Source organism: uncultured Streptococcus sp. (genome assembly GCF_901875575.1).
Classification (GTDB): domain Bacteria; phylum Bacillota; class Bacilli; order Lactobacillales; family Streptococcaceae; genus Streptococcus.
Genome location: NZ_CABFMF010000011.1, coordinates 279,709 through 297,581 on the forward strand (window position 1 = coordinate 279,709; position 17,873 = coordinate 297,581).

General features: G+C 40.6%; 21 protein-coding genes, 1 other RNA gene and 2 pseudogenes. 17 read left to right on the forward strand and 7 right to left on the reverse strand.

The window, feature by feature from the left end:
- The first annotated feature begins 146 nt into the window (after positions 1 to 146).
- Genes racE through yidD form a run of 9 tightly spaced genes read left to right on the forward strand, consistent with a single transcriptional unit; the run spans position 147 to position 5,862 of the window.
- Positions 147 to 941 (forward strand): glutamate racemase, encoded by a 795-nt coding sequence (racE, locus tag QZ114_RS03970; protein ID WP_295499888.1) that lies wholly within the window; start codon positions 147 to 149, stop codon positions 939 to 941.
- Positions 938 to 1,909: a nucleoside-triphosphate diphosphatase gene (locus tag QZ114_RS03975; RefSeq protein WP_265472982.1), complete on the forward strand. Its 972-nt coding sequence runs from the start codon at positions 938 to 940 to the stop codon at positions 1,907 to 1,909. The genes racE and QZ114_RS03975 overlap by 4 nt, the downstream gene beginning before the upstream one ends.
- The gene (locus QZ114_RS03980) at positions 1,885 to 2,406 is read left to right on the forward strand and encodes a metallophosphoesterase (protein WP_295499891.1); all 522 of its coding nucleotides are present in this window, start codon (positions 1,885 to 1,887) and stop codon (positions 2,404 to 2,406) included. The genes QZ114_RS03975 and QZ114_RS03980 overlap by 25 nt, the downstream gene beginning before the upstream one ends.
- Entirely contained in the window at positions 2,403 to 2,864 is a 462-nt protein-coding gene (gene cbpB / locus QZ114_RS03985; RefSeq protein ID WP_295499893.1) for a cyclic-di-AMP-binding protein CbpB, read from the forward strand. Before QZ114_RS03980 ends, cbpB begins: the two co-directional genes overlap by 4 nt.
- Positions 2,861 to 3,595 carry a site-specific tyrosine recombinase XerD gene (gene xerD / locus QZ114_RS03990; RefSeq protein WP_295500267.1) on the forward strand — a complete coding sequence of 245 codons (735 nt, stop codon included), beginning with the start codon at positions 2,861 to 2,863 and terminating at the stop codon, positions 3,593 to 3,595. Before cbpB ends, xerD begins: the two co-directional genes overlap by 4 nt.
- Complete coding sequence (locus QZ114_RS03995; RefSeq protein ID WP_295499895.1) at positions 3,595 to 4,323, forward strand: segregation/condensation protein A; 729 nt, start codon at positions 3,595 to 3,597, stop codon at positions 4,321 to 4,323. The genes xerD and QZ114_RS03995 overlap by 1 nt, the downstream gene beginning before the upstream one ends.
- Positions 4,324 to 4,341: 18 nt before the next feature.
- Positions 4,342 to 4,911: an SMC-Scp complex subunit ScpB gene (scpB, locus tag QZ114_RS04000; RefSeq protein WP_295499898.1), complete on the forward strand. Its 570-nt coding sequence runs from the start codon at positions 4,342 to 4,344 to the stop codon at positions 4,909 to 4,911.
- On the forward strand, positions 4,898 to 5,620 hold the full coding sequence (locus QZ114_RS04005) for a pseudouridine synthase (protein WP_001222228.1): 723 nt from the start codon (positions 4,898 to 4,900) through the stop codon (positions 5,618 to 5,620). Before scpB ends, QZ114_RS04005 begins: the two co-directional genes overlap by 14 nt.
- Positions 5,620 to 5,862, forward strand: coding sequence for a membrane protein insertion efficiency factor YidD (gene yidD, locus QZ114_RS04010; RefSeq protein ID WP_261196378.1), 243 nt, complete (start codon positions 5,620 to 5,622; stop codon positions 5,860 to 5,862). The genes QZ114_RS04005 and yidD overlap by 1 nt, the downstream gene beginning before the upstream one ends.
- Positions 5,863 to 6,078: 216 nt before the next feature.
- Here the strand turns inward: yidD and QZ114_RS04015 are convergent, their stop codons facing one another.
- The 5 genes from QZ114_RS04015 to QZ114_RS04035 form a co-directional block, all read right to left on the reverse strand.
- Positions 6,079 to 7,050 carry a siderophore ABC transporter substrate-binding protein gene (locus tag QZ114_RS04015; RefSeq protein ID WP_295499912.1) on the reverse strand — a complete coding sequence of 324 codons (972 nt, stop codon included), beginning with the start codon at positions 7,048 to 7,050 and terminating at the stop codon, positions 6,079 to 6,081.
- Positions 7,051 to 7,145: 95 nt separating this feature from the next.
- On the reverse strand, positions 7,146 to 7,898 hold the full coding sequence (locus QZ114_RS04020; RefSeq protein WP_295499914.1) for an ABC transporter ATP-binding protein: 753 nt from the start codon (positions 7,896 to 7,898) through the stop codon (positions 7,146 to 7,148).
- On the reverse strand, positions 7,895 to 8,851 hold the full coding sequence (locus QZ114_RS04025; RefSeq protein WP_295499916.1) for an iron chelate uptake ABC transporter family permease subunit: 957 nt from the start codon (positions 8,849 to 8,851) through the stop codon (positions 7,895 to 7,897). Before QZ114_RS04025 ends, QZ114_RS04020 begins: the two co-directional genes overlap by 4 nt.
- A complete protein-coding gene (locus tag QZ114_RS04030; protein WP_295499918.1) occupies positions 8,841 to 9,800 on the reverse strand; it encodes an ABC transporter permease in 960 nt (319 codons plus the stop codon). Before QZ114_RS04030 ends, QZ114_RS04025 begins: the two co-directional genes overlap by 11 nt.
- 143 nt (positions 9,801 to 9,943) lie before the next feature.
- The gene (locus tag QZ114_RS04035) at positions 9,944 to 10,120 is read right to left on the reverse strand and encodes a hypothetical protein (RefSeq protein WP_295499920.1); all 177 of its coding nucleotides are present in this window, start codon (positions 10,118 to 10,120) and stop codon (positions 9,944 to 9,946) included.
- Between the two features lie 109 nt (positions 10,121 to 10,229).
- On the opposite strand from QZ114_RS04035, the pseudogene QZ114_RS04040 reads away from it, so the two are divergent.
- From QZ114_RS04040 to QZ114_RS04050, 3 genes and pseudogenes are all read left to right on the forward strand, one after another.
- A pseudogene (locus tag QZ114_RS04040) lies at positions 10,230 to 10,640 on the forward strand (IS630 transposase-related protein); the annotation flags it as partial.
- 12 nt (positions 10,641 to 10,652) lie between these two features.
- Complete coding sequence (locus QZ114_RS04045; protein ID WP_295500292.1) at positions 10,653 to 10,799, forward strand: hypothetical protein; 147 nt, start codon at positions 10,653 to 10,655, stop codon at positions 10,797 to 10,799.
- A pseudogene (locus QZ114_RS04050) lies at positions 10,796 to 11,038 on the forward strand (transposase); the annotation flags it as partial. The gene QZ114_RS04045 and the pseudogene QZ114_RS04050, both read left to right, overlap by 4 nt.
- A gap of 39 nt (positions 11,039 to 11,077) precedes the next feature.
- On the opposite strand, the gene pbp1a reads toward QZ114_RS04050, so the two are convergent.
- Together pbp1a and recU are read right to left on the reverse strand one after the other, a co-directional pair.
- A complete protein-coding gene (pbp1a, locus tag QZ114_RS04055) occupies positions 11,078 to 13,219 on the reverse strand; it encodes a penicillin-binding protein PBP1A (RefSeq protein ID WP_295500270.1) in 2,142 nt (713 codons plus the stop codon).
- The gene (recU, locus tag QZ114_RS04060; protein WP_295499922.1) at positions 13,219 to 13,812 is read right to left on the reverse strand and encodes a Holliday junction resolvase RecU; all 594 of its coding nucleotides are present in this window, start codon (positions 13,810 to 13,812) and stop codon (positions 13,219 to 13,221) included. Before recU ends, pbp1a begins: the two co-directional genes overlap by 1 nt.
- Positions 13,813 to 13,877: 65 nt before the next feature.
- Between recU and QZ114_RS04065 the strand changes: the two genes are divergently transcribed.
- The 5 genes from QZ114_RS04065 to QZ114_RS04085 all read left to right on the forward strand — a co-directional run bounded on the left by QZ114_RS04065 (position 13,878) and on the right by QZ114_RS04085 (position 17,854).
- Complete coding sequence (locus QZ114_RS04065) at positions 13,878 to 14,405, forward strand: SLOG family protein (RefSeq protein ID WP_295499924.1); 528 nt, start codon at positions 13,878 to 13,880, stop codon at positions 14,403 to 14,405.
- 72 nt (positions 14,406 to 14,477) lie between these two features.
- Positions 14,478 to 14,807 (forward strand): cell division regulator GpsB, encoded by a 330-nt coding sequence (gene gpsB / locus QZ114_RS04070; RefSeq protein WP_295499926.1) that lies wholly within the window; start codon positions 14,478 to 14,480, stop codon positions 14,805 to 14,807.
- Positions 14,808 to 14,827: 20 nt separating this feature from the next.
- Positions 14,828 to 15,206, forward strand: an RNA gene (gene rnpB / locus QZ114_RS04075) — RNase P RNA component class B.
- Between the two features lie 83 nt (positions 15,207 to 15,289).
- A complete protein-coding gene (locus tag QZ114_RS04080; protein ID WP_295499928.1) occupies positions 15,290 to 16,447 on the forward strand; it encodes a class I SAM-dependent RNA methyltransferase in 1,158 nt (385 codons plus the stop codon).
- A gap of 12 nt (positions 16,448 to 16,459) precedes the next feature.
- A complete protein-coding gene (locus tag QZ114_RS04085) occupies positions 16,460 to 17,854 on the forward strand; it encodes a cell division site-positioning protein MapZ family protein (RefSeq protein ID WP_295499930.1) in 1,395 nt (464 codons plus the stop codon).
- The last annotated feature ends 19 nt before the right edge of the window (positions 17,855 to 17,873 follow it).

Sequence of the window (17,873 nt, forward strand, 5' to 3'; positions counted from 1 at the left end):
TAATCCTTTTTCCTTGCATTCTATTGATATTTGATTATGATTAAGAGGGAGTTAGTTTGATTTTCTCAATTTATCAGTAATATATTCAAGTTGTGTTAATCATGATGAACTATCAATCAGAAAAAGAAAACTAGAAAGAAGACTGTATGGATAATCGACCAATTGGTTTTTTGGATTCGGGTGTCGGGGGCTTGACCGTTGTGCGCGAGCTCATGCGCCAGCTTCCTCATGAAGAAATCGTCTATATTGGAGATTCAGCGCGGGCACCATATGGGCCTCGTTCTGATGAGCAAATTCGTGAATATACTTGGCAGTTGGTCAACTTTCTCTTAACTAAGGATGTCAAAATGATTGTCCTTGCTTGTAACACTGCAACAGCAGTCGTTTGGGAAGAAGTTAAGGCTAAGCTAGATATTCCTGTGCTTGGAGTGATTCTGCCAGGTGCCTCAGCTGCGATCAAATCCAGTCAAGGTAAGAAAATAGGTGTGATTGGAACGCCTATGACTGTACAATCTGACATTTATCGTAAAAAGATTCAAGATCTGGATCCAGACCTACAAGTAGAAAGTTTGGCATGCCCTAAGTTTGTACCCTTGGTCGAGTCAGGAGCCTTATCAACTAGTGTGACTAAAAAGGTTGTTTATGAAACCCTGAGACCCTTGGTTGGTAAGGTGGACAGTTTAATCTTAGGCTGTACCCACTATCCGCTCCTCAGGCCTATTATTCAAAATGTTATGGGACCGAATGTCAAACTCATCGATAGTGGAGCGGAATGTGTGCGAGATATCTCCGTCTTACTCAATTATTTTGAAATCAATCGTGGTCGCGATGCTGGACCACTTAATCACCGTTTTTACACAACAGCCAGCAGCCAAAGTTTTGCACAAATTGGTGAAGAATGGCTGGAAAAAGAGATTCATGTGGAGCATGTAGAATTATGACAAATAAAATTTATGAATACAAGGATGACCAGGACTGGTATGTTGGGTCCTATAGTATTTTTGGTGGTGTCCGGACTTTGACTGATGAAGACTTGGATTTTCCTCTAGTTGGATTGGCCAAAATCTTTCGAGACGAGGAACGAGGTTTTCCACTTTCAGTTACTGTTTTACGCTATGGTTCTCCCTACCGTCTATTGTCTTTTGTAGTAGATATCCTTAACCAAGAAATGGGACGAAATTTGGAAGTTATTCAACGTCAGGGAGCCCTTCTCTTGGTTGAAAATGGGCAGCTCTTGTATGTAGAATTGCCTAAAGAAGGGGTCAATGTTCATGATTTCTTTGAGACAAGCAAGGTCAGAGAAACCTTATTGATTGCGACTCGTAACGAGGGCAAGACAAAGGAATTCCGAGCTATCTTTGACAAACTTGGCTATGATGTGGAAAACCTCAATGATTATCCAGACCTACCTGAAGTAGCAGAAACAGGCATGACCTTTGAAGAAAATGCCCGCCTCAAGGCAGAAACCATTTCTCAGTTAACGGGTAAGATGGTTCTGGCAGATGATTCTGGTCTTAAAGTTGATGTCCTTGGTGGCTTGCCAGGTGTCTGGTCAGCTCGTTTCGCAGGAGTGGGAGCTACTGACCGTGAAAACAATGCCAAACTCTTGCACGAATTGGCCATGGTCTTTGAACTCAAGGATCGTTCGGCTCAATTCCATACAACCCTAGTCGTAGCCAGCCCAAACAAGGAAAGTTTGGTTGTTGAAGCAGACTGGCCAGGCTACATTAACTTTGAACCTAAGGGTGAAAATGGCTTCGGCTATGACCCTCTCTTCCTTGTAGGAGAGACAGGCAAGTCCTCAGCTGAATTAACCCTTGAAGAAAAAAATAGTCAATCTCACCGTGCCTTAGCCGTTAAGAAACTTTTGGAGGTATTTCCATCATGGCAAAGCAAACCATCATTGTAATGAGTGATTCCCATGGGGATAGCTTGATTGTAGAAGAAATCCGTGATCGTTATGTAGGCAAAGTTGATGCCGTTTTTCATAACGGAGATTCTGAATTACGTCCTGATTCTCTCCTTTGGGAGGGCATCCGTGTTGTTAAAGGGAACATGGACTTCTATGCAGGTTACCCAGAACGCTTGGTGACTCAGTTGGGACCAACTAAAATCATTCAGACCCATGGTCACTTGTTTGACATTAATTTCAATTTTCAAAAGTTGGACTACTGGGCTCAAGAAGAAGAGGCCGATATCTGCCTCTATGGTCACTTGCATGTGCCAAATGCTTGGATGGAAGGCAAGACTCTCTTTCTAAATCCAGGTTCCATCAGTCAACCACGTGGAACCGTTAGAGAATGTCTCTATGCTCGTGTGGAGATTGATGACAGTTATTTCAAAGTGGACTTTTTGACACGAGACCACGAGGTGTACCCAGGCTTGTCCAAGGAGTTTAGCCGATGATTGCCAAGGAGTTTGAAACTTTCTTGTTGGGGCAGGAGGAAACTTTTTTGACCCCTGCTGAAAATCTAGCTGTGTTGATTAATACTCATAATGCAGATCATGCGACCCTATTGCTCAGTCAGATGACCTATACCCGTGTTCCTGTTGTGACAGATGAAAAACAGTTTGTTGGGACGATTGGGCTTAGAGATATTATGGCTTATCAGATGGAGCATGACTTGAGTCAAGAAATCATGGCAGATACGGATATTGTTCATATGACCAAAACGGATGTAGCGGTTGTTTCGCCTGATTTTACCATTACGGAGGTCTTGCACAAGCTGGTAGATGAGTCCTTCTTGCCAGTTGTGGATGCGTCAGGGATTTTCCAAGGGATTATCACGCGCAAGTCTATCCTCAAGGCAGTGAATGCCCTCTTGCATGACTTTAGTAAGGAATATGAGATTCGATGCAAATGAGAGATAGCATTTCAGACTTTTTAGAGGGAAAGCAGGGCTTGTCTGCAAATTCCAAGCAGTCCTATAAGTATGATCTGGAGCAATTTTTAGACATTGTTGGCGAGCGGGTTTCGGAGACTAGTCTCAAGATTTACCAAGCCCAGCTAGCCAATCTAAAAATCAGCGCCCAGAAGCGAAAGATTTCGGCCTGTAATCAATTTCTCTACTTTCTCTATCAAAAAGGAGAAGTGGACGGATTTTACCGCTTGGAATTAACCAAACAAGCTGAAAAGAAGACCTCAAAACCAGAACTGTTAAACCTAGACTCTTTTTGGCAGGAAAGTAATTATCCAGAGGGGCGTTTACTGGCTCTACTTATCTTGGAAATGGGACTCTTGCCGAGTGAGATTTTAGCTCTCGAGGTTGAGGATATCAATCTGGATTTTCAGGTGTTACGAATCAAGAAGGCTTCCCAGCAGAGGATTGTCACTATTCCTACGACCTTGCTTTCAGAATTAGAACCCTTGATAGACCAGACCTATCTTTTTGAAAGGGGAGGGAAAGCCTATTCCCGTCAGTGGGCCTTTCGTCAGTTAGAAGCTTTTGTCAAGGAGAAAGGTTTTTCATCCCTATCAGCTCAAGCCTTACGTGAACAGTTCATTCTAAGACAAATAGAAAACAAGGTCGATTTGTACGAAATTGCAAAAAAATTAGGATTAAAAACAGTTCTGACCTTAGAAAAATATAGATAATGGATATTAAATTAAAAGATTTTGAAGGGCCCCTGGACTTGCTCTTGCACCTGGTCTCTAAGTACCAGATGGATATCTATGATGTGCCCATTACGGAAGTCATCGAACAGTATCTAGCCTACGTCTCAACCCTGAAGGCCATGCGTCTGGAAGTGACGGGTGAGTATATGGTCATGGCCAGTCAGCTCATGCTGATTAAGAGCCGCAAACTCCTTCCAAAGGTAGCAGAAGTGACCGACTTGGAGGACGATCTGGAGCAGGATCTTCTTTCTCAAATCGAAGAATACCGCAAGTTCAAGCTCTTGGGTGAGCACTTGGAAGCCAAGCACCAAGAACGGGCCCAGTATTATTCTAAAGCACCGACAGAGTTGATTTATGAAGATGCGGAGCTTGTGCATGACAAGACGACCATTGACCTCTTCTTGGCTTTTTCGAACATTCTAAATAAGAAAAAAGAGGAGTTTTCTAAAAATCATACGACTATCTTACGAGATGAGTATAAGATTGAGGATATGATGGTTATTGTGAAAGAGTCGTTAGCTGGAAGAGACCAACTACTATTGCAAGATTTATTTAAGGAAGCTCAGAATGTTCAAGAGGTCATCACCCTCTTTTTAGCAACTTTAGAGTTAATCAAAACTCAGGAGTTAACTCTAGTGCAGAATGAGAGTTTTGGGGATATCTATCTCATGGAAAAGAAGGAAGAAAGTCAAGTGCCTCAAAGCTAGACTTGATAGAGAGGAAATATGAGTACTTTAGCAAAAATAGAAGCGCTCTTGTTTGTAGCGGGGGAAGATGGGATTAGAGTTCGCCAGTTAGCTGAATTCCTCTCACTGCCACCGACAGGCATCCAACAGAGTTTAGAAAAATTAGCCCAGAAGTATGAAAAGGACCCAGATTCCAGTTTGGCTCTGATTGAGACTGGTGGTGCTTATAGATTAGTGACCAATCCTCAATTTGCAGCCATTTTGAAGGAATACTCTAAGGCACCTATCAACCAGAGTTTATCTCGAGCTGCCCTTGAAACCTTGTCTATCATTGCCTACAAACAGCCCATCACACGGATAGAAATTGATGCTATCCGTGGAGTCAACTCGAGTGGGGCTTTGGCAAAGTTGCAGGCTTTTGACCTAATCAAAGAAGACGGGAAAAAAGAAGTGTTGGGGCGTCCCAACCTCTATGTGACTACAGATTATTTCCTAGATTACATGGGGATAAATCATTTGGAAGAATTACCAGTGATTGATGAGCTTGAGATTCAAGCCCAAGAAAGCCAATTGTTTGGTGAAAGGATAGAAGAAGATGAGAATCAATAAGTATATTGCCCACGCAGGTGTGGCCAGTAGGAGAAAAGCAGAAGAGCTGATCAAGCAAGGCTTGGTGACGGTTAACGGCCAGGTGGTGCGTGAACTAGCAACGACCATCAAGTCAGGCGACAAGGTTGAAGTTGAAGGTCAACCTATCTACAACGAAGAAAAGGTCTATTATCTGCTTAACAAACCACGCGGTGTCATTTCCAGTGTGACAGATGATAAGGGTCGCAAGACTGTTGTTGACCTCTTGCCCAATGTGAAAGAACGCATCTACCCTGTAGGTCGTTTGGACTGGGATACATCAGGAGTCTTGATTTTGACCAATGACGGGGATTTTACGGATGAGATGATTCACCCTCGTAATGAGATTGACAAGGTCTATGTCGCGCGTGTTAAAGGTGTGGCCAATAAGGATAATCTCCGCCCCTTGACCCGTGGACTTGAGATTGATGGTAAGAAAACCAAGCCGGCTGTCTATGAGATTCTCAAAGTGGATCCAGTCAAAAACCGCTCAGTGGTGCAGTTGACCATCCATGAAGGGCGTAACCATCAGGTTAAAAAGATGTTTGAAGCTGTCGGTCTTCAAGTGGACAAGTTGTCACGGACCCGTTTTGGACATCTAGATTTGACAGGTCTCCGTCCAGGTGAATCCCGTCGTCTTAACAAAAAAGAAATCAGCCAACTACACACCATGGCTGTAACCAAGAAATAATGAAACGAATGTTAATAGCACCTGTGCGCTTTTACCAACGTTTTATTTCACCAGCCTTTCCACCCTCTTGTCGCTTTGAGCCGACTTGTTCAAACTATATGATTCAGGCTATTGAAAAACATGGCTTCAAGGGTGTTTTGATGGGCTTGGCTCGAATTTTACGTTGCCATCCCTGGTCGAAAACAGGTAAGGACCCCGTCCCAGACCATTTTTCCCTTAAACGGAATCAAGAAGAAAAATGAGGCTAGGTAAAAATATTTTAGTGAAATGATAAAAACGCATCCTATCAGGTTTGAGTGAGCTTGATAGGATGCGTTTTATTATGTAAAGATGTTAGTTGATACTCAATGAAAATCAAAGAGCAAACTAGGAAACTAGCCGCAGGCTGTACTTGAGTACGGCAAGGCGACGTTGACGTGGTTTGAAGAGATTTTCGAAGAGTATGAGTTTGAAGTTGCTTATTTCAAGCCTTTTTGTGCGTCTTCAATCATGAGTTTTGTTGATTCAAGACCACCTCCGCTGAGATACCAGAGGTCTGGTGTTAGTTGGATAATTTTCCCATTTTTAGCAGCAGGAGTTTCAGCGATGAGGGCATTTTCTAGGACGCCATCGTTGCTTGAGTTGTCACCACCGATGGCAAGGGTACGGTTGATAACAAAGAGGATATCAGGGTTGATTTCTTTGACACTTTCAAAGCTGACTTCTTGTCCGTGGCGAGAATCTTCAAATTGAGTATCAGTTGGTTTGAATTTCAAAGTTTGGTACAAGAAAGAAAAACGAGATTGGGCACCAAAGGCTGCCATTTTTCCTTCGTTGAGGAGGATAGCAAGGGCTTTTTTGTCAGAATTTTCATTTTTAGTAGCGACTTCTTGAATGCTCTTGTCCAGCTTAGCCAACTCTTCCTTGGCTTTCTGTGTACCAGTTTCGCCGAAGGCACTTGCTAAGGATTCAATGTTGCTTTTAGTTGAAGTCCAATAGTCTTCCTTGCTTGCTTGAAAGAGCACGGTTGGGGCGATTTCTTTGAATTTGTCTACGAATTTTTGGGTACGTGGTGAAGCAATAATCAAATCTGGTTCAAGAGCAGCAAGGGCTTCTAGGTCTGGTTCAACCATAGAACCAACATTTTTAACTTTTCCAGCTAGGTCTTTGAGATAGGTTGGTACTGTTTTTGTAGGCATTCCAACGATATTTTTTTCAAATCCTAGAGCACGAATAGTATCAGCAGCACCGAGGTCAAAGGTCACAATTTTTTCAGGAACTTTTGAAAGTTTGACTTCGTCTAGTGAACTTTTAATGGTTATCTCTGTTGGAGCAGAGTTGCTTGTTTCCGACTGGCTAGTGCTTGAGTTTGTATTTGTACTACATGCACCAAGTAGAAGCAAGAAGCTAGCCACTAGGGCAGTGAAATAAAGTTTAAGGGATGTTTTCATGATTTCTCCTTTTTAAAATGTGATAACGATTTAGGGAGTCTCTTGGTCTTATTGACTAAGAGACTGAAGGTTCTCTAACTTGAACTTCTATGTTACTAGCTATAGATACAGATTTTCTTGCCGTTGATATCAGCTAGTGTGATGGGAATCTCATAAAGTTGACTGAGCAGGTCAGCCTGCATGATTTGATTGGTTCTTCCCTTGCTAAAGACTTGGCCGTCTTTAAAGGCGACAATTTCATCCGCATACTGACTGGCCATGTTGATATCGTGGAGGACGATGATAATGGTCTTGCCGAGTTCTTCCACCAGTCGCTTGAGAATCTGCATCATGCTGACGCTTTGCTTGATATCGAGATTGTTGAGTGGTTCGTCCAGCAAGATAAAGTCGGTATCCTGGGCCAGTACCATAGCGATAAAGACACGTTGGAGCTGTCCGCCAGACAGACTATCGATGTAGCGGTTTTTTAAGTTAGTCAGTTCCAGATAGTCCAGAGTTTCTCGGATTTTTTCCCAGTCTTCTGCCTTCAGTCGACCACGGCTGTAGGGAAAACGTCCAAAACTGACAAGTTCTTCAACGGTTAATTTGGCTTGGTAATTGATTTTCTGTTTTAGGATAGTCAGTTCTTTGGCCAGTTCTTGGGAATTCCAACTTTCGATTTCACGGCCTTTAATACTGAGAATTCCTTGATCCTTCTTTGTCAGTCTGCTCATGATGGAGAGGAGAGTCGATTTTCCAGCACCATTTGGACCAATGAAGGCTGTCAGTTTCTGAGGACTGACTTCAAGGGAAATACCTTGCAAAATATCCTGTTTTTGAATGGATTTGTCAATGTTTTCCAGTTTCACTGACGCGTCCTCCTGTATAGTAAGATAAAGAATAAGAGGCCACCCACGCTCTCGATGATCATACTGAAGCGAATTTCCAGCGCAAAGACTCGTTCAATCAGGACTTGCCCCAAGGTCAAACTGATAAATCCAACCAGAATGGCCACTATAAAGAGTAGCTTGTGCCGATAGTCTTTGATAATCAGGTAGGTGAGGTTAGCCAGCATAAAGCCGAAGAAGGCCATAGGTCCCACCAGGGCAGTTGCTGTTGAAGTTAAAAGCACGATGCCCCAGAGGAGCTCTTTTTGTTCTTTTTCAACATCAAGTCCCAGTATCTGAGCTGTTTCTCTTTGCAGATGCAAGACATCCAGAATGACTGCTTTCCGAAAGAAAAAGAGTGTCAAAGCAAGGATAATCAGAGAACCGATTGCTAGGATGGAAGTGTTGAGATGTTGAAAGGAGGCAAAAAGACTGTTTTGTAGTTTATCGTATTCGTTTGGATCCATGAGAACCTGAAGAAATGTACTAATATTTCGAAAGAGACTTCCGAGAGCTAGACAAATCAGCAGGATGAAGACTAAATCTTGTTTCATCAGTTTCTTCAAGTAGCCTTGTAAGGCGAGAAAGAAGAGGGATTGGACGAGAAGTAAGATTAGGAATTCTAAGATAGGGGACTTGCCAATTTGAAGAAACTTGCTTTCAAAAACCAGTAGCAGAGTTTGCAATAGGACGTAGAAGGATTCGATTCCTAAAATACTAGGCGTCAGGAAGCGATTTTCTGTCAGGGTTTGAAAACTAATGGTCGAAATCCCAGTCGCGATGGCTACCAAGAGATAAACGATGATTTTTTGGGAACGCAACTTCCAAGCAAAGGCTGACAAGTGAGTGATGGGCCAAAAGTAGAGAAGACAAGCTCCGATGGCAAGAATAATGAGAGTCCAGAAGAGCTTAGTATGTTTGCTTTTAGACTGCATCTTTTCGTCCCCCTCTCCAGAGAAGTAGGATAAAGACGAGGCTCCCAATGATTCCTAGTAGAAGACTGACAGACAGCTCATAGGGCCGAATCAGAACTCGGGATAGGATGTCGCAGGCCAGAACTAGATTGGCACCGACCAGTGCGACGATGAGTTTGGTTTGACCTAGATTATCTCCGTAGCGCTTGCGAACAAGATTGGGAACGATAACTCCGAGAAATGGCAAGCCGCCCACGGTAATCATGGTGACGCTTGTCGTTAATGCAATCAGAAAGAGAGCCAGTTTTTCAAGTAGAGAGTAAGAAATCCCCAAACTTTCACTGGTTTCTTTCCCTAGATTCATGATGGTAAAGGTTTGGGACAATTTCCAAACAGCTATCAAGATAATGAGGCCTAAAAAGAGCCATTCATACTGATGAGTCTGAATCATGGAGAAAGAGCCCTGGGTCCAAGCTGTCATACTCTGAACCAGATTGAAACGGTAGGCGATAACTTCTGTCACAGAACCGATAATCCCGCTATAGATAATCCCAATCAGAGGCAACATCCACCTTTCCTTTACAGTAAAAATGGTCATAAAGGCTAGGAAGAAGAGGGTGAATACGATGGATGAAACAAAAGCGAAGAGCATCTTTTGGGTCAGACTAGCCGACGGAAAGACAAAGAGGCTCAGCACCATTCCCAGTTTGGCAGCTTCAGTCGTTCCAACTGTACTCGGAGCAACAAACTGATTTTGAGTGATAGTCTGCATGAGAAGTCCTGCCATACTCATACTAGAGGCAGTCAGGAGAATGCTGATAGTTCTTGGGAGACGGGACTCTTGAAAGAGAAGCCAAGTTTCATGATTCAGTGCAAAGAGCTTTCCCCATGAAAAATCACTGGTCCCAATGCTAATAGAGAGAAAGACTAGGAGTAGAAGTAAGCCAATTAAATAATGAGAAAGTTTCATACCCCGTCCTTTCATGTAGATTTGGTATTGAAATATACCTGCGGATATTACTGTAACACGATTTATTTAATCTGTCAATAAATTTTCTGACAATTTAATAAATAAAACAAGGAGAGAGCGCCAAGCATTTCTCCTCTGTTTTCCTATTCTAAAATGTTTTTGCCTTCTTTAACACGCCAACGATAATCTGATAAAATAATATCTTCGAGGGAGTAGTTAGCTTTCCAATCAAGATATTTTTTAGCTTTTGAGGTGTCTGCTAGGACGCTAGCTGGGTCACAAGTGTGATGCACAACAATCTGGCATGGGATTTTTAACATCGACCCAATAGTTATACTAAAAATCTAATTTTGTATTGACCTCAAAAGTTAGAAAAATAATTTATAGTAAACTGAAACAAAACAGTACGCAATGTGGTATAAGCTTCTTATGGAATATTCAATAGATTTTCGTAAAAAAGTTCTCTCTTATTGTGAGCGAACAGGTAGTATAACAGAAGCGTCACACCTTTTCCAAATCTCACCTAATACCATTTTTGACTGAGATAGCTGCTGAATTCGGATGTCACCCAACTACCATTCACTATGCTCTTAAAGCTATGGGATACACTCGAAAAAAGAGAATCACACCTACTATGAACAAGACCCAGAAAAAGTAGCTTTATTTCTTAAAATTTTTAATAGTTTAAAGCATCTAGCACCTGTTTATATTGATAAAACAGGATTCGATACTTATTTTTATCGAGAATATGGTCGCTCATTAAAAGGTCAGTTAATAAGAGGTAGAGTATCTGGAAGAAGATATCAGAGGATTTCTTTGGTTGCAGGGCTAACAAATGGTGAGTTATACTCAATGAAAATCAAAGAGCAAACTAGGAAGCTAGCCGCAGGTTGCTCAAAGCACTGCTTTGAGGTTATAGATGAAACTGACGAAGTCAATAACCATATCTACGGTAAGGCGACGCTGACGTGGTTTAAAGAGATTTTCGAAGAGTATTAATCGCTCTAATGACTTACGAAGAGACAATGACGAGCGAGTTTTTTGAAGCTTGCTTTCAGAAGTTTCTCTTGACAATATTAAACACACCATCAGTCATTATTATGGATAATGCAAGATTCCATAGAATGGGTAATCTAGAACTCTTGTGTGAAGAGTTTGGGCATAAACTTTTACCTCTTCCTCCCTACTCACCCAAGTATAATCCTATTGAGAAAACATGGGCTCATATCAAAAAGCACCCTTGAGATTGAAATCTCAAAGGTGCTACTATTCAATATTTATCGTTGCTGGACAAATGGTGGCTGCTCACCTTGGATTGTAGTACGTTGGTTTGAATTTGAATTGGTAGAATTGTTTTGTTGTCCATTGGTTTCAGTTGTAGTTGATGTAGACTCTTCAGTTGAAGATGTTGAATTTTCTACGACTGGAGTTTCTTGGATTACAGGTGCCGTCCAAGTATTTCGAGCACCATTTTTAAAGATAAACCCTCCATTTCGGTATAAACCATCTGGGATAGACCAGTCTCCAGGATGGTTATTTTCAGTTAGATAGGTCATCATGGAGCGATAGACTCTAGCAGCAACTGTTAATCCATTACCTACGACTGGTGTAAGACGATTTGTATAGCCCGTCCAAACTGCCATAGAGTATTTGCGAGTATATCCAGTAAATAGTTCATCAGGAACTACAAGTTGTCTGGTTTTGATATGGTTTTCAATCTCATCATCTGTGTAGTTAGAAGTACCTGTCTTGCCGGCCTGAGGAATCCAAGGAATATAGGCATTATAACCAGTTCCTGATGTTAAAACTGTTTTTAACATTTCTGTCATCATGTAGGCAGTAGTTTCTTTCATAGCTCGTGTACCAGAATCAGAGAATTCTTTTTCACTGCCATCGCTAAACACAACTTTATTTATATACATAGGTTTATGGTAAATACCACCATTTGCAAATGCGGCATAGGCAGCAGCCATTTTTTCACTACTTGCTCCATAATGTTTACTTGATTCAGTTGTATTACTTGAAATAGCATTGGAGTAATATATATCAGGATAGTCGATTCCTAAGCCATTTAAGAAGTTTTTTGCCCGATTCAATCCAACTTTATTTAGAGTTTCTACAGCAGGAACATTTCGAGATTGTTGGAGTGCATATTGTAAGGTAATATTACCATAGTATACTCTATCCCAGTTGTAAACAGGGGTGTTTGTTCCAGGATAATTGTACGGGACATCACGAACAGTAGTCGCAGTAGAGTCATAGATATCATATTCTAAAGCAGGGGCATAATCTGTGATTGGTTTCATTGTTGAACCCCAGTCACGATTAGTTTCTACGGCTTGGTTTGTTCCAAATGAAACGTTACTTGCTTGGTGACGAGAACCGAGTTGCGCAATAACATTACCATTAGAGACATCAATAACAGTAGAAGCAACTTGCATATCATCGTCAGGATAAGAGACATATTGATCTGTATTATAAATATCCCATAGACGTTTTTGAGCATCTTGATCCACATTTGTGTAGACCTCCATACCTGTTGTTAGAAGGTTGTAGCCGGTTTCTTGCTCAACTTGGTTGATAACTTCCTTGAGGTAGTTATCTAGATGAGCAGGATAACTGTTTGTTGATTTTAGACTTTGTAGACCATCTGTAATTGGGGTATTTATAGCACTTTCGTATTGTTCTGCGGTGATGTATTTTTGTCCCTTCATTTCAGAAAGAACCAAATTACGCCGTTCTAAAGCTTCTTCTGGATGAGAATAAGGATCATATTGGTTTGGCGCCTGTGGCATTCCAGCTAGTAAGGCAAGTTGAGCTAAAGAAAGTTCTTTTAAATCCTTGCCATAATAGGTTTGTGCAGCAGTTTGCATACCATAATTACCATTTGACATATAGACTTTATTAACGTAATAGGTCAGTATTTCTTGTTTAGTTGCTTTGCGTTCTAATTGAATAGCTAACCAAGCTTCCTGGGCTTTACGTGAAATAGTCTGATCTGCAGTAGAGGTTGAGAAATAGGTCAACTTAATTAATTGCTGGGTGAGTGTGGATCCTCCTTGAAGGGAGTTACTTTTCAAGTTGCGAAGAAAAGCTCCTATGATTCGAATTGTATCAAGACCACGGTGATTGAAAAAACGATGATCTTCTATCGATACGATTGCATTTACCAAATCCGTAGGAATTTCACTAGATTGAGCATTTACACGACGCTCCGAACCCAAATCAGCAATCAGTTCATTTTTATTATCGTAAATTTTACTAGAAGTAGTTGCGACTAATTTACTTTCAGATAAGGCAGGAGACTTGGCTACATAGTAAAGAAATACACTTCCTCCAAGTACAAAGGCTGTTAAGAATAAAGATAAGAGGCCAATGCCTATATATTTAGTTAAACGTAGGATAGTTTCTTTGTTAATCATGTTTTACCACCTAATAAGTGTTCTCTAACAACATCGAGATAGGGAATTTGAGGGAAGGCACTAGTTTCAATTTTGAATCCAAATTCTTGAATATATCCAAGTGGCATTGATTTTTGTCCTTTATCTTGATGATAAAAGGAAATCAAATGAAGTGCCGGCAATAAATAAGTTTCTTGTTGAGAAGAAAAGTGAAGTAGAACGAAGCAAATACCTTTTTGATCAAGAACTTGTTCCATGTGATGAATCTGATGAAGATGAAAATTCTTCATCGGGATTGCATTTTTTTGTTTAGTTTCCTTCGCTTCAAAGTCGATGTAATATCCATCATAAACGCCAGAATAATCCGTCGTTGAGGCTTGTCTAAAATAGGCTTCAACAATCTTTGCTCGACTTCGTTGTGGATAGTCCACGCGGACGATTTGAATAGGAGTTGGTTTTTTGTGAATGACAGCAAGCCCCTGAGACAAATAGTAGTCGTTGGTTGCATTGATCATCTTTTCAAAAGACATTCCCCTATTTGCGAAATTTTTGGGATTTGAAAGGGAGGATAGTCTTTTTTTTGATGAAATTTTATGAGGATAGTTGACCATATTTCTCCTTATTGGTACAATAACATCACTCTATTATACCATAAAATATAAAGAAAGGTGTAAAAATGACTGTTGCTTTAATTATGGGCTATTCTCATTTTGATTTGGGATTATTCAATGAAAAGGATATTCGTACAAAAATTATTAAAAAAGCCATTCAACAGGACTTAAAAAGTTTAGCTGAAGAAGGAGTTGATTGGCTAGTCTTTACAGGAAATTTGGGATTTGAATCATGGGTGTTAGATGTTGCAAGTGAAATGAAGGAAGATTACAAGTTTCAGCTAGCGACTATCTTTGATTTTGAAACTCATGGACAAAATTGGAATGAAGCAAATCAGCTCAAGCTAAGCCAATTTAAGCAAGTAGATTTTGTTAAATATGCTTATCCTAGTTTTGAACATAAGGGACAATTGCGCGACTACCAACGGTTTTTACTAGACAATACAGATTTGGCCTATTTTTTCTATGATCCAGAGAATGAAACTAAATTAAAATTTATGGACGATTTGATGAAAAGTGAAGAAGGTTATCGGGTAAAAAGACTAACATTTGACATCTTAAATGAGGTGGCAGAAATTTTTTCTGAAAAGTAAGGCTTTGACCTTGATTTTTGTTTGCTTTTTTTTATATAATAATACTATTAGCAACTGAGAATGGAGAGAGTGATGGCAGATATTATTTTTACAGCAAAAGATGTTTTTGAGCAAGAGTTTGGACGTGAAGTTCGTGGATATAGCAAGGTGGAAGTTGATGAATTTTTAGACGATGTCATCAAGGATTATGAAACCTATGCTGCCTTGGTCAAGTCTCTCCGTCAGGAAATTTCAGAGTTGAAAGACGAGTTGTCTCGCAAACCACAAGTGTCATCAGTTCAAGCGGAAGCTCTTGAGGTAGCTGGCACAAGCTCAATGACGAATTTTGATATTTTGAAGCGTCTGAATCGTCTTGAAAAAGAAGTTTTTGGTAAACAAATTTTAGATAGCTCAGATATATAGGAGTTGATTTAAATCATGCAATTTTTGGATAATCGCGTGAAGAGATATTTTTCATGAGGAAAGTCCATGCTAGCACAGGCTGTGATGCCTGTAGTGTTTGTGCTAGGCGAAACCATAAGCCTAGGGACGAGAAATCGTTACGGCAGTCGAAATGGCTAAGTCATTGGATAGGTCAGAGTAGACTTGAAAGTGCCACAGTGACGGAGTCTCTCTGGAAACAGAGAGAGTGGAACGCGGTAAACCCCTCAAGCTAGCAACCCAAATTTTGGTCGGGGCATGGAGTACACGGAAACGAACGTAGTACTCTGACTGCTATCAGCTAGAGCTGGTAGTGGTAGACAGATGATTATCGAAGGAAGTGATCCTAGTCACTTCTGGAACAAAACATGGCTTATAGAAAATTGCATATAGGTTGGGGCTGAGAAAATTTCTCAACCTCATTTTTTAAAGTGAACAAGAGAAAGGTCTTTAAAGACTGTAACATGAAAAAAGAATTTAATTTAATTGCAACGGCAGCCGCAGGTCTTGAAGCAGTGGTAGGACGAGAAGTGCGTGATTTGGGGTATGACTGTCAGATTGAAAATGGGCGTGTTCGTTTTAAAGGAGACACCAAATCTATTATTGAGACCAATCTCTGGCTCCGTGCAGCAGACCGTATCAAGATTTTGGTAGGGAGTTTTCCTGCTAAGACTTTTGAGGAGTTGTTTCAAGGAGTATTTGCCCTAGATTGGGAAAACTATCTGCCACTTGGAGCACGTTTCCCGATTTCAAAAGCCAAATGTGTCAAATCAAAACTACATAACGAGCCAAGTGTTCAGGCTATCTCTAAGAAAGCTGTTGTTAAGAAGTTGCAAAAACATTATGCCCGTCCAGAAGGTGTTCCTTTAATGGAGAATGGTCCTGAGTTTAAGATTGAGGTCTCTATTCTCAAGGATATAGCAACTGTCATGATTGATACGACAGGATCCAGTCTCTTTAAACGAGGCTATCGTACCGAAAAAGGTGGGGCTCCTATCAAGGAAAATATGGCAGCAGCTATTTTGCAACTTTCTAACTGGTATCCGGATAAGCCTCTGATAGATCCAACCTGTGGTTCGGGAACTTTCTGTATCGAGGCAGTTATGATTGCTAGAAAGATGGCTCCTGGTCTTCGTCGCTCCTTTGCTTTTGAGGAATGGAACTGGATTAGCGATCGACTGATTCAAGAAGTTCGTACACAAGCAGCTAAGAAAGTGGATCGTGAACTGGAACTGGATATTATGGGATGTGATATCGATGCACGTATGGTGGAAATTGCTAAGGCTAATGCTCAGGCGGCAGGGGTTGCAGGAGATATTACCTTTAAGCAGATGCGTGTGCAGGATTTACGTTCGGATAAAATTAATGGAGTGATTATATCTAACCCGCCTTATGGTGAACGTTTGTCAGATGATGCAGGGGTTACCAAGCTTTATTCTGAAATGGGTCGAGTATTTGCACCGCTGAAAACGTGGAGCAAATTTATCCTAACCAGTGATGAAGCATTTGAGATCAAGTACGGCAGTCAGGCGGACAAGAAGCGTAAGTTGTACAATGGAACTTTAAAAGTTGATTTGTATCAATATTTTGGTCAGCGTGTGAAACGTCAGGAATTGAAGTAGAAAGGCTAAAAAATGGGTAAAAAAAGACGTGACCGTCGTAAAACGGAATATCAAGAGTTGCAATATGATTTTGACGAAGCAAAAGAGTTAACAGTTGGACAAGCTATGCGTAAAAATGAAGAAGTGAAAGCAGGAGTATTGGCTAGTGATTCTATTTTAGATAAGTATGTGAAGCAGCATAAAGATGAAATAGAAGCAGACAAGTTTTCGGTTCGTCAGGAGAAAAAAGAGGAATTAGTTGAAACTCAGAGTTTGGATGAATTGATTCAGGAAGTGCGTGAATCTCAAGAAGGGACGGATGTCTATTCGGAGGAAGTGTCGAGTTCTGAAGAAATTACCACTCCATTGTTTAATGGTGAGGATGAAAAAGGAATGGATCCTTTAGTTGTAGTGGATGAGTTTTTAAGTGAGAGTAGTAAAGAAGTAGAAGACAATGAAAATCTCTTTCTATTGGATCAAAATGATTCAAGAAAAAGTAAGAAAAAAATTTTTTTCGTGTTAGTCTTGCTTCTTTTAACAATGATTATCTGTGTAGGAGCTTATTATGTTTACCGTCAAGTTTCTCGTTCAACCAAGGAAATCCAAACTTCTCAATCAACTTCAAATAGTCAAGCAGATAGCGAAGAATTTAATAACCTATATGACGCTTTTTACACAGATATCAATAAAACTGCCTTGAAAAATAGTCAGTTTGATCAGCTAAGCAAGCTCAAGTCACTATTAGATAAATTGGAGGGTAGTCGTGAATATGCTCTTTCTAAGTCAAAATATGATAGTCTTGCAAGTCAAATCAAAGCTGTCCAAGATGTCAATGCCCTGTTTGAAACTCCCGTACTTACGGATGGTGTCGTAGATACTAATGCGAAAGCCAAAAAAGGTGCTACTTTTACTGAGACGAAGACAGGTAATACAGAACTTGACAAATTGCTAAATAAGGCTATTAGTCTCGGGAAGAGTCAACAAACGACAACCTCTAGTTCAAGTAAACAAGATAGTTCTAGCCAAGCGAGTTCTACTGCTAGTTCAGAAGCGAGTCCAAGTACATCAAATTCAAGTTCAAATGAAAGAAGAGAAGCTAGTAGTGAGGCGAATATGGGGCTCTCGAGTACAGGTATTTCTCTTCAAAGAAGTGTTAGTCGCGTTCCTTATAATCAGTCTGCTATTGATGATAGTGGAAATTCAGCTTGGGAATTTTCTCCGGGTGTATTGGAAAAAATATTAGAGACTTCACGTTCACGAGGTTATATCACTGGAAACCAATATATCCTCGAACGTGTTAATATTGTAAACGGTAATGGTTACTATAACCTTTATAAGCCAGATGGAACTTATCTGTTTACACTTAACTGTAAGACAGGTTATTTTGTTGGAAATGGTTCAGGACATGCGGATGCTTTGGACTACTAAGCAGTCGTTACAAAATTCT

Coding starts and splice junctions, on each gene's coding strand:
- racE (WP_295499888.1), top strand. CDS start 147: ATGGATAATCGACCAATTGGTTTTTTGGATTCGGGTGTCGGGGGCTTG.
- QZ114_RS03975 (WP_265472982.1), top strand. CDS start 938: ATGACAAATAAAATTTATGAATACAAGGATGACCAGGACTGGTATGTT.
- QZ114_RS03980 (WP_295499891.1), top strand. CDS start 1,885: ATGGCAAAGCAAACCATCATTGTAATGAGTGATTCCCATGGGGATAGC.
- cbpB (WP_295499893.1), top strand. CDS start 2,403: ATGATTGCCAAGGAGTTTGAAACTTTCTTGTTGGGGCAGGAGGAAACT.
- xerD (WP_295500267.1), top strand. CDS start 2,861: ATGAGAGATAGCATTTCAGACTTTTTAGAGGGAAAGCAGGGCTTGTCT.
- QZ114_RS03995 (WP_295499895.1), top strand. CDS start 3,595: ATGGATATTAAATTAAAAGATTTTGAAGGGCCCCTGGACTTGCTCTTG.
- scpB (WP_295499898.1), top strand. CDS start 4,342: ATGAGTACTTTAGCAAAAATAGAAGCGCTCTTGTTTGTAGCGGGGGAA.
- QZ114_RS04005 (WP_001222228.1), top strand. CDS start 4,898: ATGAGAATCAATAAGTATATTGCCCACGCAGGTGTGGCCAGTAGGAGA.
- yidD (WP_261196378.1), top strand. CDS start 5,620: ATGAAACGAATGTTAATAGCACCTGTGCGCTTTTACCAACGTTTTATT.
- QZ114_RS04015 (WP_295499912.1), bottom strand. CDS start 7,050: ATGAAAACATCCCTTAAACTTTATTTCACTGCCCTAGTGGCTAGCTTC.
- QZ114_RS04025 (WP_295499916.1), bottom strand. CDS start 8,851: ATGCAGTCTAAAAGCAAACATACTAAGCTCTTCTGGACTCTCATTATT.
- QZ114_RS04030 (WP_295499918.1), bottom strand. CDS start 9,800: ATGAAACTTTCTCATTATTTAATTGGCTTACTTCTACTCCTAGTCTTT.
- QZ114_RS04035 (WP_295499920.1), bottom strand. CDS start 10,120: ATGTTAAAAATCCCATGCCAGATTGTTGTGCATCACACTTGTGACCCA.
- QZ114_RS04045 (WP_295500292.1), top strand. CDS start 10,653: ATGAAAATCAAAGAGCAAACTAGGAAGCTAGCCGCAGGTTGCTCAAAG.
- recU (WP_295499922.1), bottom strand. CDS start 13,812: ATGGTCAACTATCCTCATAAAATTTCATCAAAAAAAAGACTATCCTCC.
- QZ114_RS04065 (WP_295499924.1), top strand. CDS start 13,878: ATGACTGTTGCTTTAATTATGGGCTATTCTCATTTTGATTTGGGATTA.
- gpsB (WP_295499926.1), top strand. CDS start 14,478: ATGGCAGATATTATTTTTACAGCAAAAGATGTTTTTGAGCAAGAGTTT.
- QZ114_RS04080 (WP_295499928.1), top strand. CDS start 15,290: ATGAAAAAAGAATTTAATTTAATTGCAACGGCAGCCGCAGGTCTTGAA.
- QZ114_RS04085 (WP_295499930.1), top strand. CDS start 16,460: ATGGGTAAAAAAAGACGTGACCGTCGTAAAACGGAATATCAAGAGTTG.